Source organism: Bradyrhizobium sp. UFLA01-814 (assembly GCF_046718885.1).
Taxonomy (GTDB): domain Bacteria; phylum Pseudomonadota; class Alphaproteobacteria; order Rhizobiales; family Xanthobacteraceae; genus Bradyrhizobium; species Bradyrhizobium elkanii.
In genome coordinates this window covers 76,970-98,371 of sequence record NZ_JAQOSR010000008.1, presented here as the reverse complement: position 1 = coordinate 98,371, position 21,402 = coordinate 76,970, and the positions used below count along the sequence as shown (strand labels likewise).

Annotated in this window: 21 protein-coding genes; 10 read left to right on the top strand and 11 right to left on the bottom strand. The window is 65.3% G+C overall.

Annotated elements, in window-relative coordinates:
• Positions 1–1,400: TonB-dependent siderophore receptor (locus tag PMN64_RS04495; protein ID WP_411779855.1), on the top strand; the 1,400-nt coding region annotated here is incomplete at its 5' end.
• Between the two features lie 29 nt (positions 1,401–1,429).
• Complete coding sequence (gene fsrB, locus PMN64_RS04490; protein WP_411779854.1) at positions 1,430–2,719, top strand: siderophore utilization protein FsrB; 1,290 nt, start codon at positions 1,430–1,432, stop codon at positions 2,717–2,719.
• Positions 2,720–2,814: 95 nt separating this feature from the next.
• On the opposite strand, the gene PMN64_RS04485 is transcribed toward fsrB, so the two are convergent.
• From PMN64_RS04485 to rsmI, 4 genes are all read right to left on the bottom strand, one after another.
• On the bottom strand, positions 2,815–3,786 hold the full coding sequence (locus tag PMN64_RS04485) for an MBL fold metallo-hydrolase (protein ID WP_028341770.1): 972 nt from the start codon (positions 3,784–3,786) through the stop codon (positions 2,815–2,817).
• Between the two features lie 187 nt (positions 3,787–3,973).
• On the bottom strand, positions 3,974–4,921 hold the full coding sequence (gshB, locus tag PMN64_RS04480; protein ID WP_411779853.1) for a glutathione synthase: 948 nt from the start codon (positions 4,919–4,921) through the stop codon (positions 3,974–3,976).
• A gap of 25 nt (positions 4,922–4,946) precedes the next feature.
• A complete protein-coding gene (locus PMN64_RS04475) occupies positions 4,947–5,333 on the bottom strand; it encodes a YraN family protein (protein ID WP_038382707.1) in 387 nt (128 codons plus the stop codon).
• The gene (gene rsmI, locus PMN64_RS04470) at positions 5,320–6,273 is read right to left on the bottom strand and encodes a 16S rRNA (cytidine(1402)-2'-O)-methyltransferase (protein ID WP_411779852.1); all 954 of its coding nucleotides are present in this window, start codon (positions 6,271–6,273) and stop codon (positions 5,320–5,322) included. The genes PMN64_RS04475 and rsmI overlap by 14 nt, the downstream gene beginning before the upstream one ends.
• A 322-nt stretch (positions 6,274–6,595) precedes the next feature.
• Here rsmI and PMN64_RS04465 point away from each other — a divergent pair, with 322 nt between their 5' ends.
• Positions 6,596–7,810, top strand: a complete 1,215-nt coding sequence (locus PMN64_RS04465; protein ID WP_411779851.1) for a penicillin-binding protein activator — start codon at positions 6,596–6,598, stop codon at positions 7,808–7,810.
• Positions 7,811–7,898: 88 nt separating this feature from the next.
• Here PMN64_RS04465 and hemW read toward each other — a convergent pair whose 3' ends face one another.
• From hemW to rph, 3 genes are read right to left on the bottom strand one after another with little or no spacing between them, the layout of a single operon-like run.
• Complete coding sequence (gene hemW / locus PMN64_RS04460) at positions 7,899–9,056, bottom strand: radical SAM family heme chaperone HemW (RefSeq protein ID WP_304497961.1); 1,158 nt, start codon at positions 9,054–9,056, stop codon at positions 7,899–7,901.
• A complete protein-coding gene (gene rdgB / locus PMN64_RS04455) occupies positions 9,043–9,678 on the bottom strand; it encodes an RdgB/HAM1 family non-canonical purine NTP pyrophosphatase (protein WP_411779850.1) in 636 nt (211 codons plus the stop codon). The genes hemW and rdgB overlap by 14 nt, the downstream gene beginning before the upstream one ends.
• A gap of 11 nt (positions 9,679–9,689) precedes the next feature.
• The gene (rph, locus tag PMN64_RS04450) at positions 9,690–10,403 is read right to left on the bottom strand and encodes a ribonuclease PH (protein WP_411779849.1); all 714 of its coding nucleotides are present in this window, start codon (positions 10,401–10,403) and stop codon (positions 9,690–9,692) included.
• Between the two features lie 170 nt (positions 10,404–10,573).
• Between rph and hrcA the strand changes: the two genes are divergently transcribed.
• Together hrcA and grpE are read left to right on the top strand one after the other, a co-directional pair.
• The gene (hrcA, locus tag PMN64_RS04445) at positions 10,574–11,662 is read left to right on the top strand and encodes a heat-inducible transcriptional repressor HrcA (protein WP_016841498.1); all 1,089 of its coding nucleotides are present in this window, start codon (positions 10,574–10,576) and stop codon (positions 11,660–11,662) included.
• A gap of 165 nt (positions 11,663–11,827) precedes the next feature.
• A complete protein-coding gene (gene grpE / locus PMN64_RS04440; protein WP_028341763.1) occupies positions 11,828–12,433 on the top strand; it encodes a nucleotide exchange factor GrpE in 606 nt (201 codons plus the stop codon).
• A 48-nt stretch (positions 12,434–12,481) separates the two neighbouring features.
• On the opposite strand, the gene PMN64_RS04435 is transcribed toward grpE, so the two are convergent.
• The 4 genes from PMN64_RS04435 to PMN64_RS04420 all read right to left on the bottom strand — a co-directional run bounded on the left by PMN64_RS04435 (position 12,482) and on the right by PMN64_RS04420 (position 15,582).
• Complete coding sequence (locus tag PMN64_RS04435) at positions 12,482–12,907, bottom strand: VOC family protein (protein WP_411779848.1); 426 nt, start codon at positions 12,905–12,907, stop codon at positions 12,482–12,484.
• Between the two features lie 68 nt (positions 12,908–12,975).
• On the bottom strand, positions 12,976–13,830 hold the full coding sequence (locus PMN64_RS04430) for a helix-turn-helix domain-containing protein (protein WP_411779847.1): 855 nt from the start codon (positions 13,828–13,830) through the stop codon (positions 12,976–12,978).
• Positions 13,831–13,852: 22 nt separating this feature from the next.
• Entirely contained in the window at positions 13,853–14,563 is a 711-nt protein-coding gene (pncA, locus tag PMN64_RS04425) for a bifunctional nicotinamidase/pyrazinamidase (RefSeq protein ID WP_411779846.1), read from the bottom strand.
• 83 nt (positions 14,564–14,646) lie between these two features.
• Positions 14,647–15,582 (bottom strand): hypothetical protein, encoded by a 936-nt coding sequence (locus tag PMN64_RS04420; RefSeq protein ID WP_028341759.1) that lies wholly within the window; start codon positions 15,580–15,582, stop codon positions 14,647–14,649.
• Between the two features lie 566 nt (positions 15,583–16,148).
• Between PMN64_RS04420 and dnaK the strand changes: the two genes are divergently transcribed.
• The 5 genes from dnaK to pyrF all read left to right on the top strand — a co-directional run bounded on the left by dnaK (position 16,149) and on the right by pyrF (position 21,397).
• The gene (gene dnaK / locus PMN64_RS04415; RefSeq protein WP_411779845.1) at positions 16,149–18,050 is read left to right on the top strand and encodes a molecular chaperone DnaK; all 1,902 of its coding nucleotides are present in this window, start codon (positions 16,149–16,151) and stop codon (positions 18,048–18,050) included.
• 170 nt (positions 18,051–18,220) lie between these two features.
• Positions 18,221–19,348 (top strand): molecular chaperone DnaJ, encoded by a 1,128-nt coding sequence (gene dnaJ, locus PMN64_RS04410; protein ID WP_028341758.1) that lies wholly within the window; start codon positions 18,221–18,223, stop codon positions 19,346–19,348.
• Positions 19,349–19,447: 99 nt separating this feature from the next.
• On the top strand, positions 19,448–20,050 hold the full coding sequence (locus PMN64_RS04405) for a class I SAM-dependent methyltransferase (protein ID WP_028341757.1): 603 nt from the start codon (positions 19,448–19,450) through the stop codon (positions 20,048–20,050).
• A gap of 51 nt (positions 20,051–20,101) precedes the next feature.
• Positions 20,102–20,680: an NADPH-dependent FMN reductase gene (locus tag PMN64_RS04400; RefSeq protein ID WP_028341756.1), complete on the top strand. Its 579-nt coding sequence runs from the start codon at positions 20,102–20,104 to the stop codon at positions 20,678–20,680.
• Positions 20,681–20,686: 6 nt separating this feature from the next.
• Positions 20,687–21,397, top strand: coding sequence for an orotidine-5'-phosphate decarboxylase (pyrF, locus tag PMN64_RS04395; RefSeq protein ID WP_411779844.1), 711 nt, complete (start codon positions 20,687–20,689; stop codon positions 21,395–21,397).
• Positions 21,398–21,402: the final 5 nt, after the last annotated feature.

The following is a 21,402-nucleotide window of genomic DNA, read 5'->3' as shown; positions in this document are numbered from 1 at the left end:
AGCCGAACGAGGACACCACGATCACCTTCCTTGCGAATTACCAGAAGGAACGCACCGGCTGGGGCCTGCAATTCCTGCCGCCGTCCGGCACCGTCTGGGCCAACAACGGCCGCTACATTCCGAACACGCGCTTCGTCGGCGAGCCCGGCTTCAACCAGTTCGACACCGAGCAATCCTCGGTCGGTTACATGCTGTCGCACGACTTCAACGAGGCGCTGACCTTCCGCCAGAACCTGCGCTATTCGTGGATGCAAAACGAGCAGAAGAGCTTCTACGGCACCGGCTATGCGTCGGCCGCCGACGAGGCTGCGGGCCTATTGTCGCGCGGCGGCGCCGGTGGCAGCTCGACGATCGATTCCTTCGCGGTCGACAACCAGCTGCAGGGCAAGTTCGTCACCGGCATGCTGAGCCACACGACGCTGTTCGGCGTCGATTACCGCAACACCTCGTTCCGCGACATGGCCTCGAGCTACAGCACCGGCAAGCTCAACGTCTTCGCGCCGGTCTACACCAACAGCTGGACCAACAACGGGCCGTATGACGACACCGGCATCAAGCAGTCGCAGGCCGGCCTCTATCTGCAGGACCAGATCAGGCTCGGCCGGCTGTCATTCCTGCTTGGCGGGCGGCAGGATTTCGTCACCACCGATCTCGACAACAATCTCGCGAGGACGTCGACCTCGACCGATGCCTCGGCATTCACCGGCCGGGCCGCCGTCATGTACAATTTCGACAACGGCATCGCGCCCTATTTCAGCTATTCGGAATCATTCCTGCCGGTGCTGAGCATCAACGCCGCCGGCGAGCTGCTGAAGCCGGAGTCCGGCGTCCAGTACGAAGTCGGCGTCAAGTACCAGCCGGTCGGCATCAATGCGCTGATCACGCTGGCCGCCTTCGACCTCACCCGATCCAACGTCGTCACCTACGCCCCGCCGTTCTATTTCGCCGAGCAGACCGGCGAGGTCAGGTCGCGCGGGATCGAGCTCGAAGGCACCGCGACGCTTGTCGAGGGCGTCAATATCCGCGGCGGCTACGCCTATGTCGACGCGGTCGTCACCAAGGATCCCGTCAACGTCGGCAAGGCGCCGACCACGGTCCCGCTCAACCGCTTCTCGCTGTGGGGCGATTACACCGTCCAGGGTGGCCCGCTTGCCGGCGTCCAGTTCGGGGCCGGCGTCCGCTATGTCGGATCGACGTTCGGCGACGACGCCAACACCTTCAAGGTGCCGGCGTCGACGGTCGTCGATGCGCTCGTCGCCTACACCAGGGACAATTATCGCCTCTCGCTCAACGTCACCAACCTCGCCGACACGCGCTATGTGGCAGCCTGCTACGGCAACACCAGCTGCTTCTACGCGGAGGGTCGCAAGGCGATCGCGAAGCTGACCTATCGCTGGTGATCACCCCCGAACAACCTGCTGAAATGCCCATGAGACCCACCTTCGGACGACTGCATCGCTGGGCGGGACTTCTCACCGCGGCCTTCCTGTTCTTCTCGGGTGTGACCGGCGCGATCATCTCGTGGGATCACGAGATCGACGATGTGCTCAACAGGAGGCTGTTCGAGGTGACGAGCTCCGGACCCGCGATCCCGTCGGTCGAACTCGCCCGGCTGATCGAGCAGCGCGATCATCGTGCCCGCGTCGTCCACATGTTCATGACCGCGGAGAAAGGCGAGTCGCTGTGGTTCTTCGTGCTGCCGCGGATCGATCCGGCGACCGGCAAACGTTACACGCTCGACTACAACCAGGTCTTTCTTGATCCCAACACCGGCGTCGAGCTCGGACGCCGCTATTGGGGCGCGGTCTGGCCGGTGACCCGCGAAAACTTCGTCTCGTTCCTCTACAAGCTGCACTACACGATGCATATCCCCGAATTCTGGGGCAGCGATCGCTGGTGCATGCGCTTCCTCGGCGTCATCGCCGTCATCTGGACGATCGATTGTTTCGTCGGCTTCTACCTGACCCTGCCGTCGCGGCGGCGCGCAAGGGCGGAGCAGGCGTCGGCGATATCGGGCCCGCGCGGCAAGGGTTTCTGGACCCGCTGGGCGCCGGCCTGGAAGATCAAGATCTCAGGCAGCGCCTATCGAATCAATTTCGACATTCATCGCGCCTTCAGCCTGTGGACCTGGGCGTTGCTGTTTGTGATCGCGTTCACGGCATTCTCGCTGAACCTCTATTTCGAGGTGTTCTCGCCGTTGATGAAGACCGTGTCCAACTACACGCCGACACCTTACGAGCAGCGACCATACCGTCATCTCGACGACCCGATCGAGCCAAGGATGGCCTATGCGGAGATCGCCGCGCGGGCCGCGGCCGACGGCAAGGCGCGCGGCTGGACCACGCCGATCGGTTCGATCAATTATGGTCCGGCCCATGGCGTCTATGCGGTCGCATTCTTCGAGCCGGGCGACGAACATGGCGCCGCGGGCGTCGGGCCGGCGCAGCTTTACTACGACAGCGAGGACGGCCGTCCGCTCGGCGAGCGGCTGCCATGGGTCGGCACCGCGGCCGACGTGTTCGTGCAGATGCAGTTTCCGTTGCATTCCGGCCGGATCGCCGGCTTGCCCGGGCGCATCCTGATCTCGCTGATGGGATTGGTGGTTGCGGCGCTGTCGGCGACGGGCGTCGTGATCTGGTGGCGCAAACGTCGTGCGCGGATTGGCGCGCGAGAGACGACGCGCACACGCCCCGAGAGCCGTCTTGCGCCGGCGGAATAGGCCGGACACCCCGTGGGCTCCTTGCACCGGGCGGCAAATGCATTCGGGAGCGGCGGCGGCCGCTCCCGAATTAGTCCGTCTTCGCAATCAGTCCGTCACAGGTTCATCTGCATCGGCTCTGGATAGTAGTGGAAGCCTTCGCCGACCTTGGCGACGTGGCCGTAGCCCGGCCAGGCGAAGTGATAGGACATCACGGCGGTCTTGTTCGCGGCCAGCATCTCCAGCAGCTTGACCCGCGAGTTCGCCGCCTGCTTCGGATCGGTGTCGTAGGAGAACTCCATCCGCGGACGCTCCAGCAGCAGCACCGCGTGATGCGAGAGGTCGCCGAGGAACGCGAAGGATTTGCCGCCCGAGCTCACCATGAAGATGGTGTGGCCCACGGTGTGGCCGGGCGCTGCGATTGCCGTCACGCCGGGCAGGAATTCCTGGCCGTCCTTGAAGAACACGATGCGGTCGCGCACCGGCAGCAGGTTCTTGCGGGCATGCACGATGAAATCCTTCAACGGACTGCCCATCTTGCCTTCGTCGGTCCAGAACTCGAGATCGCTCTGCGCGATGTAGTATTGCGCATTCGGGAACAGCGGCTTGTCGTCGGCGCCGACAATGCCGCCGATATGATCGATATGCGCGTGCGACAGCACGACGGCGTCGATGTCTTCTGGCTTGATGCCGGCTTCCTTCATGCTCTTCTGCTGCCGGCCGGTGGTCTTGCCGAACAGTTGCGAGGTGCCCATGCCGGTATCGAACAGGATCAACTTGTCGCCGGTGTTGACGATCGGCGAATTCTGCTCGAGCACGACATTGTCGGGCGAGAGGAAGTTGTCGGAGAGCATCTTCTTCACCTCCTCCTTCGGCACACCGGTGAAAGTGCCGGAGGGATCGCCGAGCGGAAGCGGCCCGTCGGATACGACGGTCACTTCGGCTTCGCCGAGCATGAAGCGGTGCCAGTAGGGTGTCTGCGTGCCGAGCTTCGGCGCGCGTGCCTGTGCGGTGCCCCCGAGCAGGGTGCTGGCGCCGAGACCGGCACCGAGCGCGAGCAAGGATCGTCGTGAGACATTGAGCGTCATAACGTCTTCCTCCACATTTTTTATGAGATTTTCGCGTTGTTGCCCGCGCGTTGACCCGCCGCTTGACCTGACGCAGGCGAGCGGATGCTGCCCTCGCCCGCGCAAGCTGGCAAGAAGAATAAGGAGAACGCATGCGCGATCGAACGCTGGCTAAATTTCAGCCAGCTGTGCGGCGCACAAGGGAGGGTTATCTGGCGGCGCGCTTCTTCTCGATGGTATCCCAGATCATCGCCGCGACGTCGGGGCCATTGAGCCGTTGGATTGCGCGGATGCCGGTCGGCGAAGTGACGTTGATCTCGGTCAAATTGCCGTCGATCACGTCGAGGCCGACGAACATCAGACCAAGTTCGCGCAACGAGGGCCCAACGGTGGCGCAGATTTCGCGCTCGCGATCCGAGAGCTCGGTCGCCTTGGCCGCGCCGCCGCGCACCATGTTGGAGCGCAGATCGTCCGCTGCCGGCACGCGGTTGACGGCGCCGGCGAACTCGCCATCGACCAGGATGATGCGCTTGTCGCCATGCTTCACCTCGGGGAGGAAGCGCTGGATCACCCAGGGCTCTTTGAACGTGACGGAGAACATGTCGAACAGCGAGCCGAAGTTCATGTCCTGCGGCATCACGCGGAACACGGCGGCGCCGCCATGGCCGTGCAACGGCTTCATGACGACGGCGCCATGCTGGTCGCGGAATGCGTTGATCTCGTCGAGATCGCGCGAGATCAGGGTTGGCGGCATCAGCTGCGGGAAATTCATCACGAACAGCTTTTCCGGCGCGTTGCGCACGCTGGCCGGGTCGTTGACGACCAGCGTCTTCGGATGGATGCGCTCGAGCAAATGGGTCGAGGTGATGTAGGCGAGGTCGAACGGCGGATCCTGGCGCAGCAGCACGACGTCGAAGCCGTTGAGCGGCTCGCGCTTCGCCTCGCCCAGCGTGAAGTGATTGCCGACCTCGTCGCGCACGGTGAGAGGCTGCACCGGCGCTACCAGCTCCTCGCCGCGCAGCGACAGCTTGTCGGGCGTGTAGTAGGAAATGCCGTGGCCGCGCTTCTGCGCCTCGAGCAGCAGCGCAAAGGTCGAATCGCCGCGGATATTGATGCGCGCGATGGGATCCATCTGGACGGCGATCTTCAATTTCATAAGCGTGTCCCGCGAGGTCTTGAGGTTAATTAGGGCTGGCGTCGAATGCCGCTAACAGATGGCGCGGCAGGCTCTTCGGCGCAATCAGCACGGCGTCGAATCTGAGATCGAATTCGGCATGTTCGGGATGCGCCATCAGCCAGGCCTGGGCGGCATTGATGATGCGCAGCTGCTGCCGCGGCGTCACCGCATAGGCGGCGTCGTCGAGGCTGGCACGGGCCTTGACCTCGACGAAGGCCAGCAAGTTGCGCCGGCGCACCACGAGGTCGATCTCGCCGAAGGGGGTACGGAAGCGTCGCGCCAGGATGCGATAGCCCTTGGCGATCAGAAGCGCTGCGGCGCGGCTCTCCGCCGAGATGCCGGTCCGGAACGCCGCGACGCGCTCCGGCGAGGCGCTGTCAGTCTTCGCCATTGCCGTCCCCGGTGGTCTTCGCAAGCTCGAGGGCGCGGGCATAGACCTCGCGGCGCGGCCGGCCCGACAGCTCGACCGCATGGGCGACCGCATCCTTGACGCTGCCGCGGGCGAGCTGCGCCCGCAGCAGATCGTCGAGCATATCCTGGTCCATCACCCCGGCATCATCGGCCGGCGGTCCGATGACCAGCACGAACTCGCCGCGCGTTTCCAGCGCGTCCGCGCTTGCCGCCAGCTCGGCGACCGGCGCGCGCGTGATCTCTTCGTGCAGCTTGGTCAGCTCGCGGCAGATCGCGGCATCGCGTCCGGCCATGATCGCGGCGAGATCGCGCAGCGTGTCCTGTACGCGGTTGCCCGATTCGAACATCACGAGCGTCGAATCGACCCTCGCCAGCTCGTTGAGCCGCGCCCGGCGTGCGTGCTCCTTCGCGGGCAAAAATCCCTCGAAGAAAAACCGGTCGGTCGGCAGAGCCGCGACCGACAGCGCCGTCAGCACCGATGATGGCCCCGGCACCGCGATGACGGCATGCCCGGCGGCGCAGACCTCGCGCACCAGCTTGAAGCCGGGATCGGAGATCAGCGGCGTGCCGGCGTCGGAAACCAGCGCGATCGCGGCGCCCTCCGCCAGGCGTTCGAGGATCTTGGGCCGGGCCTGGGCCGCGTTGTGCTCGTGGTAGAGCGCGAGTTCGGCGGCGATGGCATAACGTTCGGTCAGCCGGCGGGTGATCCTTGTGTCCTCGCAGGCGATGACGTCGACACCGGCCAGCGTCTCCAGCGCGCGCAGGGTGATGTCGGCGAGATTTCCGATTGGGGTCGCGACCAGATGGAGCCCGGGTGCGGCCCTTGGCGCGGCCAATTGCTGGCCGCCGATCGAAAAGGTTCTGGCCGCAGCGCCTGTCGTGGCATCCGAATGGTGGAGGGAACTGGCTTTTGCGCGCATAATGCCAATCTAGAGCGTTTTCGAGCGAAGTGGGTACCGGTTCAGGTGAAGAAAACGCGCCAAACCGAGAATCTAGAGCCCCGTTCCGATTCAATCGGAACGGGATAAGCTCTAGAGGGATGGCGGCGCTAGCGCCATATCCGCAAACGGCGGTGACGGAACGCTGCCTGACGGGGGAAATGGAGGCCGCGGCAAGGGCGCCGCGGGGCCATAATCCTTTTGTTTTAGTTAACTATTCGCCGAGAATATGCCTGAATCCACCCGCCTCATCAGAGCTGGATGGAGTCCTGGCTGATCACGGTCGGCCAAGAGAAGAGAGACGATGGAAGGCCCGCATCACCGCAAGTCCACGCCGTCGGGCACCACCCGGCGGACCGCGCTCGGCCTCCTCGTGGGCGCGCCGCTGCTGACGGCCTGTTCCGGCGTGCAGCAAAGCTTGAGCCAGTTTTCCAGCCCGCTCGGCGGCAACCAGGAAGGCGGTCCCGCCGGCCCGCAGCAGCAGCCGCAGGCGGTCGGCACCGGGCAGGTCAAGATCGGGCTGATCCTGCCGCTGTCGGCTTCCGGCAATGCCGGACTTGCCGCCCAGTCGATGCGGAACGCGGCCGAAATGGCGCTGGCGGAATTTCAGAACCCGAACATCCAGCTCCTGATCAAGGACGATGGCGGCAGCCCGCAGGGCGCATCGCAGGGTGCCCAGCAGGCACTGTCCGAAGGCGCCGAGATCATTCTGGGACCGCTGTTCGCAGGCTCGGTGCCGGCCGTCGCGCAACTGACGCGGCCGCGCGGAACCTCGGTGATCGCGTTCTCCACTGATTCGAGCGTGGCCGGGCGCGGCGTCTATCTGCTGAGCTTCCTGCCGGAGTCCGACATCAATCGCATCGTCGACTACTCGGCGGGGATCGGAAAGCGCTCGTTCGCCGCGATGGTGCCGGACAATGCCTATGGCAACGTCGTCGAGGCCGCCTTCAAGCAGGCGGTCGGCCGCAAGAACGGCCGCGTCGTCGCATTCGAGAAATATGGCGCCGATCGCGCGACGCCGGCGCGAACCGTGGCGCAGGCGCTCGGCCAGGCCGATGCGCTGCTGATCGCCGACGATGGTGATTCGGTCGTCGCGACCGCCGATGCCTTGACCGCGGCGGGCGCCAATCTGCGCAACATCCAGCTGCTCGGCACCGGGCTGTGGGACAATCCGCGGGTGTTCGCGAGCCCCGTCTTGCAGGGCGGCCTCTACGCCGCGCCTGATCCGTCCGGCTTCCGCAGCTTCGCCGGCCGTTACCGCACCAAATACGGTGGCGAGCCGGTGCGCACCGCGACGCTTGCCTATGATGCCGTGGCGTTGATGGCGGCGCTCGCGCGCACGCAAGGCGCGCAGCGCTTTGCGCCGGAGACGCTGACCAATCCGTCCGGCTTCGCCGGCATCGACGGCCTGTTCCGCTTCCGCTCCGACGGCACCAATGAGCGCGGCCTTGCGGTCATGAAGGTGGCCTCGGGCGGCGCTACTGCGGTTGCAGGTTCGCCGAAGAGTTTTGGGGCTTAATTTTCGTCAGGCGGCGGCCTGAAATCGCGCTAAAGCACCCGCCAGCTACTGTGCATGGGGTTGTTTTCGATATTTTGGCGCCGTGCAGCTAGGCCGCGAGATCCGCGACGACGGCGTCGAGCACCGGGAATCCCGACTTGGTCACCCGCAGCCGTCCGTCGGCATCGACGGCGATCGCGCCCTCCTCGCGCAGCATCGCGATCCGGTGCGGATCGAGCTGGCGGCCGGAGAGCTTCGCATAGCGCTTGGGATCGATGCCCTCGGCGAGCCGCAGCCCCATCAAGAGAAACTCGTCGGCGCGCTCTTCGCTGTTGAGGCTGTCATCGCTGACGACGCCGTGGCCGCGCTCCTCGACGTTCAACAGCCAGGCCTCGGGGCGCCGCTCGGTTGCGGTCGCGTGCCTGACGCCATCGATGTCGAGCCGGCCGTGCGCGCCGGGGCCGATGCCGGCATATTCCTCACCGCGCCAGTAGACGAGGTTGTGCTTGCACTCGGCGCCGGCGCGGGCGTGATTGGAGATCTCGTAGGCCGGCAATCCCTCGCGGGCGCAGACCTCCTGCGTCACGTCGTAGAGAGCGCGCGCGGTCGCCTCATCCGGCGTTTGCAGTTTGCCGGCGGCATGCAGCCCGAAGAACGGCGTGCCTTCCTCGATCGTGAGCTGGTAGAGCGACAGATGCTCGGCCGCTTCCGAGATCGCCTGCTTCAATTCATCGGCCCACATCCGCGGCGTCTGGTCGGGGCGCGCGTAGATCAAATCGAACGAGTAACGGTCGAATGCAGAGCGCGCGATCGCGACCGCGTCGAGCGCCTCGCGCGCGGTGTGCAGGCGGCCCAGTGCCTTCAGCGAGGCGTCATCGAGCGCCTGCACGCCGAGCGAGACGCGGTTGACGCCGGCTGCGCGATAGCCGCGAAAGCGCGTCGCCTCGACGCTGGTCGGATTGGCCTCGAGCGTGACCTCGACATCGCGCGAGACCTGCCAGTGCTTGCCGATCGCATCGAGCACGGCACCGACGGTCTGCGGCTGCATCAACGACGGCGTGCCGCCGCCGAGGAAGATCGAGGACACCTGACGCCCCGGCACGCGCGCAGCCGTCGTCTCGATCTCGCGGGCGAACGCGCGCACGAAGCGCTCCTCGTCGACGGGCGCATGCCGCACGTGGCTGTTGAAATCACAATACGGGCATTTCGACAGGCAGAACGGCCAGTGCACGTAGACGCCGAAGGCTTCTCGGTCAGCGTGGCTCAAGGCAGATCTCCGCGAGCTTCACGAAGGCGCGGGCGCGATGCGACAGGCCGAGCCCGAGCGGCGGCAGGCCGTGCTTCTCGATGCTGGTCATCTCGCCGAAGGTCCGTGTGTAGCCGTCGGGCAGGAACGCCGGATCATAGCCGAATCCGGCGGTGCCGCGCGGCGGCCAGACCAGGGTTCCGTCGACGCGGGCCTCGACCTCCTCGAGATGATCGTCGGGCCAGGCCACGCACAACGCCGAGACGAAGTGGGCCTTGCGCCGGTCCGGTGCGGTGGCGCCGCGTTCCTGCAGCAGCCGCTCGATCCGCGTCATCGCCGCCATGAAGTCCTTGCCCTCGCCGGCCCAACGCGCCGAGTAGATCCCGGGCGCGCCGTCGAGTGCGTCGACCACGATGCCGGAATCGTCGGCGAAGGCGGGCAGTCCGGTCGCCTTCGCTGCCGCGATCGCCTTGATCGCCGCGTTGGCGCGAAAATTGTCGCCGGTCTCCTCGGGCTCGGCGAGGTCGAGCTCGCCCGCCGACACCACCTCCACGCCATGCGGCTCCAGAAGTTCCCGCATCTCGGCAAGCTTGCCGGGATTATGGGTGGCGATGACGAGCCTTCCGGTGATTCGGCGGTGCATGACCAATCTGACTACGCCACCGCGATCTTTTGCAAGTCGACCAGACGCGCGACACCTTTGCGCGCCAGCGCCATCAGCCCCAGGAACTCGCCTTCCGAGAACGGCGTCTTCTCGGCGGTGCCTTGCACCTCGATGATCCGGCCGTCGCCGGTCATGACGAAATTGGCGTCGGTGTCGGCTTCGGAATCCTCGGCATAGTCGAGATCGAGCACCGGCGTGCCCTGGTAGATGCCGCAGGAGATCGCCGCCACATTGTCGCGCAACACGTTGGTCTTCAGCATGTTGCGGGTCTTCATCCAGTTGATGCAGTCGGCCAGCGCCACCCAGGCACCGGTGATCGAGGCGGTGCGGGTGCCGCCGTCGGCCTGGATGACGTCGCAATCGACCGTGATCTGGCGCTCGCCGAGCGCCTCCAGATCGACGGCCGCGCGCAGCGAGCGGCCGATCAGCCGCTGGATCTCGACCGTCCGGCCGCCCTGCTTGCCGGCCGAGGCCTCGCGGCGGGTGCGTTCCAGGGTGGCGCGCGGCAGCATGCCGTATTCGGCGGTGACCCAGCCGCGGCCCTGGCCCTTCAGCCACGGCGGCAACCGCTCTTCCAGCGTGGCGGTCACCAGCACATGGGTGTCGCCGAACCTCACCATGCAGGAACCTTCGGCATATTTGACAACGCCGCGTTCCAGCGACACGGGACGCAGTTCATCGGGTGCACGGCGGCTTGGCCGCATGAAATCCTCCAGAAATCCGAGAAAATTGGCTGGCCGTGCTTGTAGGAGGGGGAAGGGGCAGCGGCAAGGGTTTTCGGCCCCGGCAGGGTCCGGTACCACGGGGCCGAATGCATGCTTGTCATCGGCCTCCCGGATCGACAAATTATGCAGTAATTGTGAGGGACTGGAGTGTGACTCACCACGATCCGATTGGCCTGATCGCGCCGCATGCCGGGCTCGCCCAGCTCAACGAGCGTTCGCGCGACATTTTTCGTCAAATCGTCGAAAGCTATCTTGCGACCGGCGAGCCGGTCGGTTCGCGCAACATTTCGCGCCTGATCGCATTACCGCTGTCGCCGGCCTCGGTCCGCAACGTGATGTCGGATCTCGAGCAGCTCGGCCTGATCTATGCGCCGCACACCTCCGCCGGCCGGTTACCGACCGAACTCGGGCTGCGCTTCTTCGTCGACGCGCTGATGCAGGTCGGCGACCTCACCGAGGCCGAGCGTCAATCGATCCAGACCCAGCTTGCGGCCGTCGGCCGCGCGCAATCCGTCGAGGCCGCGCTTGGCGAAGCCTTGACGCGGCTGTCGGGGCTGACCCGCGCCGCGGCGGTGGTGCTGACGCAAAAGTCGAATGCGCGGCTGAAGCACATCGAGTTCGTCCGGCTGGAGCCGGAGAAGGCGCTGGTCGTGCTGGTCGGCGAAGACGGCCAGGTCGAAAACCGCGTGCTGGCGCTGCCGCCGGGTGTTCCATCCTCGGCCCTGACCGAGGCGACCAACTTCCTCAATGCGCGGATCCGCGGCCGGACGCTGGCTGAAGCGCGGCTCGAGCTCGAGACGGCATTGACGCAAAACCGCGCCGAGCTCGATCAGCTCACGCAAAAGGTGGTCGCGGCGGGCATCGCGAGCTGGTCCGGCGGCGAGAACGAGGACCGCCAGCTGATCGTGCGCGGTCACGCCAATCTGCTCGAGGACCTGCATGCGCTCGACGATCTCGAGCGCATCAAGTCGCTGTTCGACGATCTCGAAACCAAGCGCGGCGTGATCGATCTGCTCGGCCGCGCCGAACGCGGCGAGGGCGTGCGGATCTTCATCGGCTCGGAGAACAAGCTGTTCTCGCTGTCGGGTTCCTCGACCATCATCGCACCCTACGGTGACGCCCAGGGGCGGATCGTGGGCGTCCTCGGCGTGATCGGACCGACGCGGCTGAACTATGCGCGGGTGATACCGACGGTGGACTATGCCGCGCGCATCGTCAGCAAGATGCTCGGCGGCTGACCGGAGGGCGATTTCGCTTTCATTTGACGGGTTTTCTTCACCCAGGCCGGAGATCCCAGTTCCCGAGACCGGTATGTTGCGCTTGATTTTCGCCGCCCAAAGCACGATATCCCGGCAAGCAATCCCCAAGATTTGAACCGACGCGAGTTTTCGAGAAGGCAAGCCATGACCGATCCGAACCGGGCCAATGACAACACCGAGAATTCGGCGCCGACGGGTGAGCCCGTGGTCTCGAAGCCCTACATCATGCCTGACGAGCCCGAGGCCGGATCGGCCGAGGCGCTGACCAAGGAACTCGCCGAGGCGCGCGACCGGACGCTGCGCACGCTGGCCGAGATGGAGAATCTCCGCCAGCGCACCCGCCGCGAGGTCGCCGACGCCAAGACCTACGGCATCACAGGCTTTGCCCGCGACGTGCTCGATATCGCCGACAACCTGCAGCGCGCGCTCGATGCGGTGCCGGCCGAGACCAAGGAAGCCGCCGATCCCGGCCTGAAGGCGCTGATCGAAGGCGTCGAGCTGACCGAACGTTCGCTGCTCAACGCGCTGGAGAAGAACGGCGTCAAGAAGTTCGACCCGATCGGCGAGAAGTTCGATCCGAACTTCCAGCAGGCGATGTTCGAGGTGCCCGATCCGTCGGTGCCGTCGGGCACCGTGGTGCAGGTCGTGCAGGCCGGTTACATGATCGGCGAGCGCATCCTGCGTCCGGCCCTGGTCGGCGTCTCCAAGGGCGGCGCCAAGGCCGCCCCGACCGCGGACATCACCGCCTGATCCATCCGATCCCGGCTGCCCGTTTGTGAGCGCGCGGATTGCGCGGGCTCACGGTCGCGGCTTCTCGTGTGCCTTCGGCCAATAGGTGCCGAAGCTCCAGAGATTTCCTTCCGGATCGCGGCAGGCGAAGTCGCGGCTGCCATAGTCGGTGTCTCGCAGTTCCATCTCGATCTTGGCGCCGGCAGCCTTGACCTTCGCGTGCAGCGCGTCGGGATCGTCGACGGCGATATAGATCGATTCGGTGCGGCGGTTGTCGAGGTCGCCGACCAGCCTGCCATATGCGTCGTCACGGCTCTGGCCCAGCATCAGCATCGAGGAACCATAGGCGAGCTCGGCGTGATGGATCACGCCGCCATCGCGGTAGACGACGTGTTCGGTGAACCCAAGCACCGTCGTGAGCCAGTTGGTCATCGCCTCGGCGTCCTTGCAGCGCAGGGTCGGATAGATGCGGGGCGGTTCGATGTCGTGCGTCATGGTCGCTCACCTCCTTGGCTGACGGCGCCATCCTGCACGAGGCAACGCGGCGTCGGCTTGAAGGTTTGTTACCAGTCCGCCAGCCCATCGTCGGCGTGAACCAGCCGGCGGTCGGTCAGCGCCTGGCGGCGCGCCCAGGCGGTTGGCGGTTCGCCCGCGAATTCGACGAACTCGCGGGCGAGATGGGCCTGGTCGGCATAGCCGCTTTCCGCCGCGATCCCCGCCCAGCCAAGCGCAGCGCCGCTTTGTGCCAGCCTGCTCGCCCAGTGAAACCGCATCATGCGCGCCAGCGATTTGGGGGAGAGGCCGAGCTCGGACCGAAACCGGCCGGCCAGATGCTTGCGGCTCCAGCCGATCTCATCGGCCAGTGCCGTGATGCTGATAGCGCCGGCCGAGCGCGCCAGTTTTCGATAGGCGAACGCGACTTCGAAAGACGGCATGTGGCCGGCGCGGCGCAGCACGAACGCCTCGATCAGGTCGAAGCGGCGCTGCCAGCACGTCACGGCGCCGAGTTGTTCGCGCAGACGACGGCCATCATGGCCGAGCACATCGTCGATATCGACCATGCGCCCGACCAGGTCGGTCACGGCGCCGCCGAAGAAGCTGTAGGCGCCGAGCGGGGTGAAATCGACCTGGACGCAGGCAGCGTGGCCGTCGGACTGGATGTAGACAGGCCCGGCATGCAGGCCGGCGGCGAAGCTGAGCTGACGATCGGCCGCGCCGGGCTCGCGCGACAGTGCGATCAGGAATGGTGAGCCGAAACTGATGATCAGCGGGACGATGAGCGGCGCGGTCTGCCGTTGTGCGAACCGGCCCGTCGCGGTCTCGCGATAACCGGTGATCCGGGCGATCAGGCCCGCCAGGCGCGGCGATGGCAGGCGCTGCGCGAGATCGAATGCAAGGGGTGACGCAGACTCGGCCATGCGGATCTCGCGAGGCTGCGTTTTACGCGATATCCGAGGATTGGATGCGCTTGACGCCGGCCTTGGCCATGTCGTCCCAGGCCTTGGCGAGCGATCCCTGTGTGTCGATGCCGCGACAGGCGTCTTCCACCACATAGGTCTCGAAGCCGGCCTTGCGCGCATCGAGCGCGGTCCATGCCACGCAGAAATCGGTGGCGAGCCCGGCCACGAAAACCCGCTCGACGTTGCGTGCCTTGAGATAGGCGGCGAGCCCCGTGGTGGTCTTGCCGTCGGCCTCGGTGAAGGCGGAGTAGCTGTCGACGTCCTTGTGAAAACCCTTGCGGATGATCAGCCCGGCCTGCGGGATCGCGAGTTCCTTCGACAGCGAGGCGCCATCGGTGCCCTGGACGCAGTGGTCGGGCCACAGCACCTGCTTGCCATAGGCAAGGTCGACGGTCTCGAACGGCTTCTTGCCGGAATGGGTCGAGGCAAAGGAGATGTGTCCGGGTGTGTGCCAGTCCTGCGTCATCACCACATTGGCGAAGCTCGTGGCGATCCGGTTGATCACCGGCACCACCTGCTCGCCGTCCTTCACCGCAAGGCTGCCGCCGGGCAGGAAGCAGTTCTGGACGTCGATCACGAGCAGCGCGGAGCCGTCGTCGGGCTTGATCGCAGCCGCCCAGAGATGTTTTGGAACCAGCGCCGCAAGCACCAGCGTACCGAGCCCTGCAACGACCTGTCGTCGATCCAACATCGCGCCCTCCTCGCTTTGGTAGCCGCGCGAGGAGGCTAGTTCCGTTCGTAGAGCTGCGAAAGTCCGATTTTTCGGCGGGCCTGTCAGCCGCGCGGCTGGATGCCGTCGCGCACCGCGCGGAAGCGCGGGAAGGCCTTCTCCCAATCGGTGCGCGGGGAGCTGCCGATGATGCGCATCGATGTTTGCGCGCCGAACCGCAGCCACTGCACGATGGTCACCGGGGTGTTGTCCTTGCCGCTGACGGCGTCGATGCGCGTCTCGAAGCCGGGCTGGCCGTCGATCCGGATCGGTTCGGACATGGTGATCCGCCCGTCGCGCACGCCGGGGATCGTGGTGGCGATCTGCTGGGCGAAGCGACCGCGATCATCTGGTGTGGCCGGGGCCGAGCCGATGATGCCAAGCAGCATGAAGGGCTTGGTCTCAAGGCCCTTGTCGTCGCCGTCGGCCATCAGCAGCGCCGCGCCCGGCGCCAGCATGCGGACATTCTTGAAGCTGCTGAGCTCGGTGACCTTGAACGGCATCATGCCGAGCTGTTCGTCGACCGGCACCTCGTTGCGGATCTGGGCGGTGGCGAACATCTGCCGCACGGCGTCGTCGGTGTAGATCTTGCTCGCGTTCTCCGGCACCTGCACCGCGACATAGCCGGAGAAGGTCGGTCCCGGCAGGATCATGGAATAGCGCCGCACATTGGTGGTGCCGTCGCGCGCGCTCTCCACGGTGTAATAGGCAAGGCCGGCCGGCGTCTCGAGGCTCTCCGGCTTGATGTTTCCGCTACCGGCCGGGTTGGCCTTGAAGGCGCTCACGACCTCGTTGTAGGCGTCCGCGGGCAGATCGGCGATCAAGACCTTCACGCCCTGATCCTCGGTCTCGAAGCCGATGAACGACTTGGCGCGGTTGAGGCCCACCAGCGGCTTCATCCCGACATGCGCGCCCGGCGGAAACACCACGTCGGCGGCAAAGCCACGACAGGTGGCAGCAAGCAGCAAGGCAACCGCAACGAGAAGTCGAAAAGGCGTCATGGGGGATCTACCGGTTTTGCTTGGTGGCCGCGCAACGGGGCCGGTGCAGGGCTGGATGGCCTCTTTCAGTCGGACCGCTTTTAGCGGTTTTGATGACCCTGCAACAGGCCGCCAAAGCCGCGCTCCGGGCCTGCAGGCCCGATTCCATGGGCTTTTCGTCCCGATTGGCTGGCACTTTCCAGTTTCCCGACGTTTCCGACGATCGGCCGCCAGCGGCCAAACAGCGCGCCCTTGGCCTGCGCCCGCTTCCGCATACGACGTTTGTGAGTGTTCACTCAACAGCGCCGACGTCGTGTAGCGGATGTTCGCGGTCGACGGCGGGCCGCATCATTGCCGATTTGTTAACTTGGATCGGGCTTGAACCGGCGCCGCAGTCGGGCTGACACAATCTTTCAAACGTCAGTCTTTTCAGGCCTCAACGTTGCGTCCAGTCCTTGCGGGCAGGACCCTCTCTCCTATATCAGGCTCACCGTCGCAATATCGCGAGTATGTGAACGTCTGGGGGTTCGGTACGGAGCGCCGTCAGGGCCCAACCAACCTGCCGTAGCAAAGAGGATATGAAAACCATGGGTAAGGTCATTGGGATCGACCTCGGCACCACGAATTCGTGCGTCGCCGTAATGGATGGCAAGAACGCCAAGGTGATCGAGAATGCCGAGGGCATGCGGACGACGCCGTCGATCGTTGCCTTCACTGACGATGACGAGCGCCTCGTCGGACAGCCGGCGAAGCGCCAGGCGGTGACCAATCCCGAGCGTACGTTCTTTGCGGTGAAGCGCCTCATTGGCCGCCGCTATGACGACCCGATGGTCGAGAAGGACAAGAAGCTCGTTCCCTACAAGATCGTCAAGGCATCGAACGGCGACGCCTGGGTCGAAGCCGATGGCAAGACCTATTCGCCCTCGCAGGTCTCGGCCTTCATCCTGCAGAAGATGAAGGAGACCGCTGAGGCGCATCTCGGCCAGAAGGTCGAGCAGGCTGTCATCACGGTTCCCGCCTATTTCAACGACGCGCAGCGTCAGGCCACCAAGGACGCCGGCAAGATCGCCGGCCTCGAAGTGCTGCGCATCATCAACGAGCCGACGGCTGCCGCGCTCGCCTACGGTCTCGACAAGTCGAAGTCCGGCACGATCGCCGTGTACGACCTCGGCGGCGGCACCTTCGACGTCTCGATCCTCGAGATCGGCGACGGCGTGTTCGAGGTGAAGTCGACCAACGGCGACACCTTCCTCGGCGGTGAAGATTTCGACATGCGCCTGGTCGGCTATCTCGCCGACGAATTCCAGAAGGAGCAGGGCATCAACCTGCGCAACGACAAGCTTGCCTTGCAGCGCCTGAAGGAGGCTGCGGAGAAGGCCAAGATCGAGCTGTCGTCGACCACGCAGACCGAAATCAACCTGCCGTTCATCACGGCTGACCAGACCGGTCCGAAGCATCTGACGATGAAGCTGACCCGCGCCAAGTTCGAGGCGCTGGTGGCCGACCTCGTCGAGAAGACCATCGAGCCGTGCCGCAAGGCGCTGAAGGATGCCGGCCTGACCGCCGGCGAGATCGGCGAAGTGGTGCTGGTCGGCGGCATGACCCGCATGCCGAAGATCCAGGAAGTCGTGAAGCAGTTCTTCGGCAAGGAGCCGCACAAGGGCGTCAATCCCGACGAGGTCGTCGCGATCGGCGCTGCGATCCAGGCCGGCGTGCTGCAGGGCGATGTCAAGGACGTGCTGCTGCTCGACGTGACCCCGTTGTCGCTGGGCATCGAGACGCTGGGCGGCGTGTTCACCCGCATCATCGACCGCAACACCACGATCCCGACCAAGAAGAGCCAGGTGTTCTCGACCGCCGAAGACAATCAGGGCGCCGTCACCATCCGCGTCTTCCAGGGCGAGCGTGAAATGGCGGCCGACAACAAGATGCTCGGCCAGTTCGACCTGATGGGCATTCCGCCGGCTCCGCGCGGCATGCCGCAGATCGAGGTGACCTTCGACATCGACGCCAACGGCATCGTCAACGTCTCGGCCAAGGACAAGGCGACCGGCAAGGAACAGCAGATCCGGATCCAGGCATCCGGCGGTCTGTCCGAGGCCGACATCGACAAGATGGTCAAGGACGCCGAGGTCAACGCGGCCGAGGACAAGAAGCGCCGCGAGGCTGTCGACGCCAAGAACCATGCCGACGGTCTGGTTCACTCGACCGAGAAGGCTCTGGCCGAACACGGTTCGAAGATCGCCGACACCGAGCGCCGCGCGATCGAAGACGCCGTCAGCGACCTCAAGGAAGCGCTGAAGGGCGACGACGCCGAGGCGATCAAGGCCAAGACCAATACGTTGGCGCAGGCTTCGATGAAGCTCGGCGAGGCCATGTACAAGCAGCAGGCCGAGGCCGATGCGGCCAAGGACGCTGCCAAGGATGACGTTGTCGACGCGGAATTCACCGAGGTCGATGACGACAAGAACAGCAAGAAGTCTGCTTAAGCGGATTTGCGATCATGACCCTCACACCAATGAGTACGCGCCGCGGCTCGGAGGAGTGGGGGTCATTTTTCTTTAAGGCGATCGCTGCATCTTCCAGACAGGCGCAATCCTTGACGCGATCCTGAGCGCAAGCTTCGGCGATCGCGATGAACTTCGGACGGAATTGAAGGATGTCCACCAAGCGCTGCTATTACGAGACCCTCGAGGTTGAGCGGAACGCGGACGAGACCAAGCTGAAATCGGCTTTCCGCAAGCTCGCGATGAAATGGCATCCGGACAAGAATCCGGGCGACGCCACCAGCGAAGTCCGGTTCAAGGAAATCAACGAAGCCTATGAGGTGCTGAAGGACGGCGACAAGCGCGCCGCCTATGACCGCTTCGGCCATGCCGCTTTCGAGCAGGGCATGGGCGGCGGCGGCCCCGGCTTCGGCGCCGGCTTCGCCTCATCCTTCTCCGACATCTTCGAGGATCTGTTCGGCATGGCCGGGCAGCGCCGCGGCGGCGGCCGCGAGCGCGGCGCCGACCTGCGCTACAACATGGAGATCACGCTCGAGGAGGCCTTCCAGGGCAAGACCGCGCAGATCGAGATCCCGGTCTCGGTCACCTGCGAATCCTGCTCGGGCACCGGCGCCAAGGCCGGCACCAAGCCGAAGACCTGCTCGCATTGCGGCGGCGCCGGCCGTATCCGACAGGCCCAGGGCTTCTTCACGCTGGAGCGGACCTGTCCCGGCTGTCAGGGCCGCGGCCAGATGATCGAGGATGCCTGCACCTCCTGCGCCGGTTCCGGCCGGGTGACGCGCGACCGCACGCTGTCGGTCAACATTCCCCCGGGCGTCGAGGACGGCACCCGGATTCGTCTCGCCGGCGAAGGCGAGGCCGGTGTCCGCGGCGGACCGCCCGGCGACCTCTACATCTTCCTGTCGCTGACCACGCACCAGTTCTTCCAGCGCGACGGCGCCGACCTGCACTGCCGCGTGCCGATCTCGATGGTGACCGCAGCGCTCGGCGGCGAATTCGAGGTGCCGACCATCGACAAGGGCAAGACCAAGGTGAAGGTGCCGGCCGGCACCCAGTCCAGCCGGCGATTCCGCATCGCATCAAAGGGTATGCCGGTGCTGCGTTCGCGCCAGACCGGCGACATGTATGTGCAGGTCGTGGTCGAAACGCCGCAAAATCTGACCAAGAAGCAGCAAGAACTGCTGATGGAGTTCGAAAAACTCTCGTCCGGCGCAACCCAGCCGGAGGCGGCGGGTTTCTTCTCTAAGGTCAAGGACTTCTTTGGCAATCGCTCCGTCTAGCCGCAGTCGTTATGCTTGACCGTAACGACTTCGATCTATACGTGTTTGTGACTGTTTTCTGACAACCGCTCGATTGTGCGGTCCCCGCCTGGTAGCGACATGCCTTTGCAATCGTCCGTGCGTGCGTCGAAGAAGCCCCTCCGTCTCGACGACGAGGTTCGATTTCTCCGTTCATGGATGGAGAAGCCGCTGCATATGGGCGCGGTGATGCCGTCCGGACGGCTGCTCGCCCGCACCATGGCGCAATATGTCGATCGCGACGCCGAAGGGCCGGTCATCGAACTTGGACCCGGCACCGGGGCGATCACCAACGCGCTGATCGAGCACGGCGTCGATCAAAAGCGTCTCGTCCTGGTCGAATACAATCCCGGCTTCTGCGCGTTGCTGCGCGAACGCTATCCGCAGGCCAGGGTCGTCCAGGGAGACGCCTACACGCTGCGCGATACTGTGTGGGAGGTGCTGAAATCCCCCGCCTCGGCCGTGGTCTCCGGCCTGCCGCTCGTCACCAAGCCGATGCTGACCCGCCTGAGGCTGGTCCGTGACGCCTTCCTGGCGCTCGCACCCGGCGCGCCGTTCATTCAGTTCACCTATTCGGTGGTGCCTCCGATTCCGAAGTCGCTGCCGGGCGTGTCCACAGAGGCCTCCGAGCGGATCTGGATGAACCTTCCGCCCGCGCGGGTCTGGGTGTATCGCAAGGGCTGACCACCCAGCGCCCGTCGCGCCGGGCCTGCGCCCAATACCTGCGATTTCAAGATGTCCGCGCTGAAAATCCTCGTGATCCCCGGATCGCTTCGGTCAGGCTCGCTCAATGCGAAGTTGGCCGCCGTGCTGGCGTACGAACTGGCGCAATCCGGCGCCGACGTCACCCGCATCTCGCTCGGCGATTTTCCGCTGCCGATCTATGACGGCGATCTGCAGGCGAAATCCGGCGTGCCGCAGCATGCCGTGAATCTGAAGCGGATGATCGGCGCCCATCATGGCGTGCTGATCGTGACGCCGGAATACAATTCCTCGGTGCCGGCGCTGGTGAAGAACACGATCGACTGGGTGAGCCGCGTGCAGGATCCGCACGAGGTGCGAGGTCAAGTGTTCCATGGCCGCGCGTTCGCGATTTCAGCCGCATCCGGCAACCGGCTCGGCGGCACGCGCGCGCTGGCCGCGCTGCGCCTGATCCTGACGGCGTGCCACGCCACCGTGATCCCGAACCAGCTCGCGCTGTCATTCGCCGAGCAGGCCTATGACGATATGGATCATCTGAAGCACCAGGCCGACATCGACGCGATGCGGGCGCTGGTGCGGCAGCTGATCGACCAATCCCAACGCATGATGTGAGGTGACATGCAGCCGACCAGGATCGCTCCAAGAGACCGGTTGATCGTGGCGCTCGATCTGCCGTCGGTCGCCAGCGCCGAGGCGATGATCGACCGGCTCGGCGATGCCGTCACCTTCTACAAGATCGGCTATCAGCTCGGTTATGCCGGCGGCCTCATCCTGGCGAAACAGCTTGCAGGCAGCGGCAAGAAGGTCTTCCTCGATCTGAAGCTGCACGACATCGGCAACACCGTGGCGCGCGGGGTCGAAAGCGTCGCCGGACTCGGCGCGACCTTTCTCACCGTGCATGCCTACCCGCAGACCATGAAGGCAGCGGTCGAGGCCCGCGCCGGCTCCGGCCTGAAGATCCTCGCGGTGACGGTGCTGACCTCCTACGACGATACCGACCTGCACGCGGCGGGCTATCGCCTCAACGTCTCCGATCTCGTCGAAGCGCGCGCCAAACAGGCGCAGGCGCTTGGTGTCGACGGCCTCGTCAGCTCGCCCGAGGAGGCCGCCGCCTTGCGCAAGATCGTCGGCGATCAGATGAACCTGGTGACGCCGGGCATCCGCCCCGCGGGCTCGGCGACCGGCGACCAGAAACGGATCATGACGCCGGCCCGCGCCATTGCCGCCGGCGCCGACTATCTGGTGGTCGGACGTCCGGTGATGGAAGCCGCCGATCCGAAGGCTTCAGCCGAAGCCATTCACGCCGAAATCGCCCAGGCGCTCGCCTGAACAAC

Excerpts from the sequence above, each read along its gene's own strand:
- fsrB (WP_411779854.1), top strand. The coding sequence starts at position 1,430 with ATGAGACCCACCTTCGGACGACTGCATCGCTGGGCGGGACTTCTCACC.
- PMN64_RS04485 (WP_028341770.1), bottom strand. The coding sequence starts at position 3,786 with ATGACGCTCAATGTCTCACGACGATCCTTGCTCGCGCTCGGTGCCGGT.
- gshB (WP_411779853.1), bottom strand. The coding sequence starts at position 4,921 with ATGAAATTGAAGATCGCCGTCCAGATGGATCCCATCGCGCGCATCAAT.
- PMN64_RS04475 (WP_038382707.1), bottom strand. The coding sequence starts at position 5,333 with ATGGCGAAGACTGACAGCGCCTCGCCGGAGCGCGTCGCGGCGTTCCGG.
- rsmI (WP_411779852.1), bottom strand. The coding sequence starts at position 6,273 with ATGCGCGCAAAAGCCAGTTCCCTCCACCATTCGGATGCCACGACAGGC.
- PMN64_RS04465 (WP_411779851.1), top strand. The coding sequence starts at position 6,596 with ATGGAAGGCCCGCATCACCGCAAGTCCACGCCGTCGGGCACCACCCGG.
- rdgB (WP_411779850.1), bottom strand. The coding sequence starts at position 9,678 with ATGCACCGCCGAATCACCGGAAGGCTCGTCATCGCCACCCATAATCCC.
- rph (WP_411779849.1), bottom strand. The coding sequence starts at position 10,403 with ATGCGGCCAAGCCGCCGTGCACCCGATGAACTGCGTCCCGTGTCGCTG.
- grpE (WP_028341763.1), top strand. The coding sequence starts at position 11,828 with ATGACCGATCCGAACCGGGCCAATGACAACACCGAGAATTCGGCGCCG.
- PMN64_RS04435 (WP_411779848.1), bottom strand. The coding sequence starts at position 12,907 with ATGACGCACGACATCGAACCGCCCCGCATCTATCCGACCCTGCGCTGC.
- PMN64_RS04430 (WP_411779847.1), bottom strand. The coding sequence starts at position 13,830 with ATGGCCGAGTCTGCGTCACCCCTTGCATTCGATCTCGCGCAGCGCCTG.
- pncA (WP_411779846.1), bottom strand. The coding sequence starts at position 14,563 with ATGTTGGATCGACGACAGGTCGTTGCAGGGCTCGGTACGCTGGTGCTT.
- PMN64_RS04420 (WP_028341759.1), bottom strand. The coding sequence starts at position 15,582 with ATGACGCCTTTTCGACTTCTCGTTGCGGTTGCCTTGCTGCTTGCTGCC.
- dnaK (WP_411779845.1), top strand. The coding sequence starts at position 16,149 with ATGGGTAAGGTCATTGGGATCGACCTCGGCACCACGAATTCGTGCGTC.
- dnaJ (WP_028341758.1), top strand. The coding sequence starts at position 18,221 with ATGTCCACCAAGCGCTGCTATTACGAGACCCTCGAGGTTGAGCGGAAC.
- PMN64_RS04405 (WP_028341757.1), top strand. The coding sequence starts at position 19,448 with ATGCCTTTGCAATCGTCCGTGCGTGCGTCGAAGAAGCCCCTCCGTCTC.
- PMN64_RS04400 (WP_028341756.1), top strand. The coding sequence starts at position 20,102 with ATGTCCGCGCTGAAAATCCTCGTGATCCCCGGATCGCTTCGGTCAGGC.
- pyrF (WP_411779844.1), top strand. The coding sequence starts at position 20,687 with ATGCAGCCGACCAGGATCGCTCCAAGAGACCGGTTGATCGTGGCGCTC.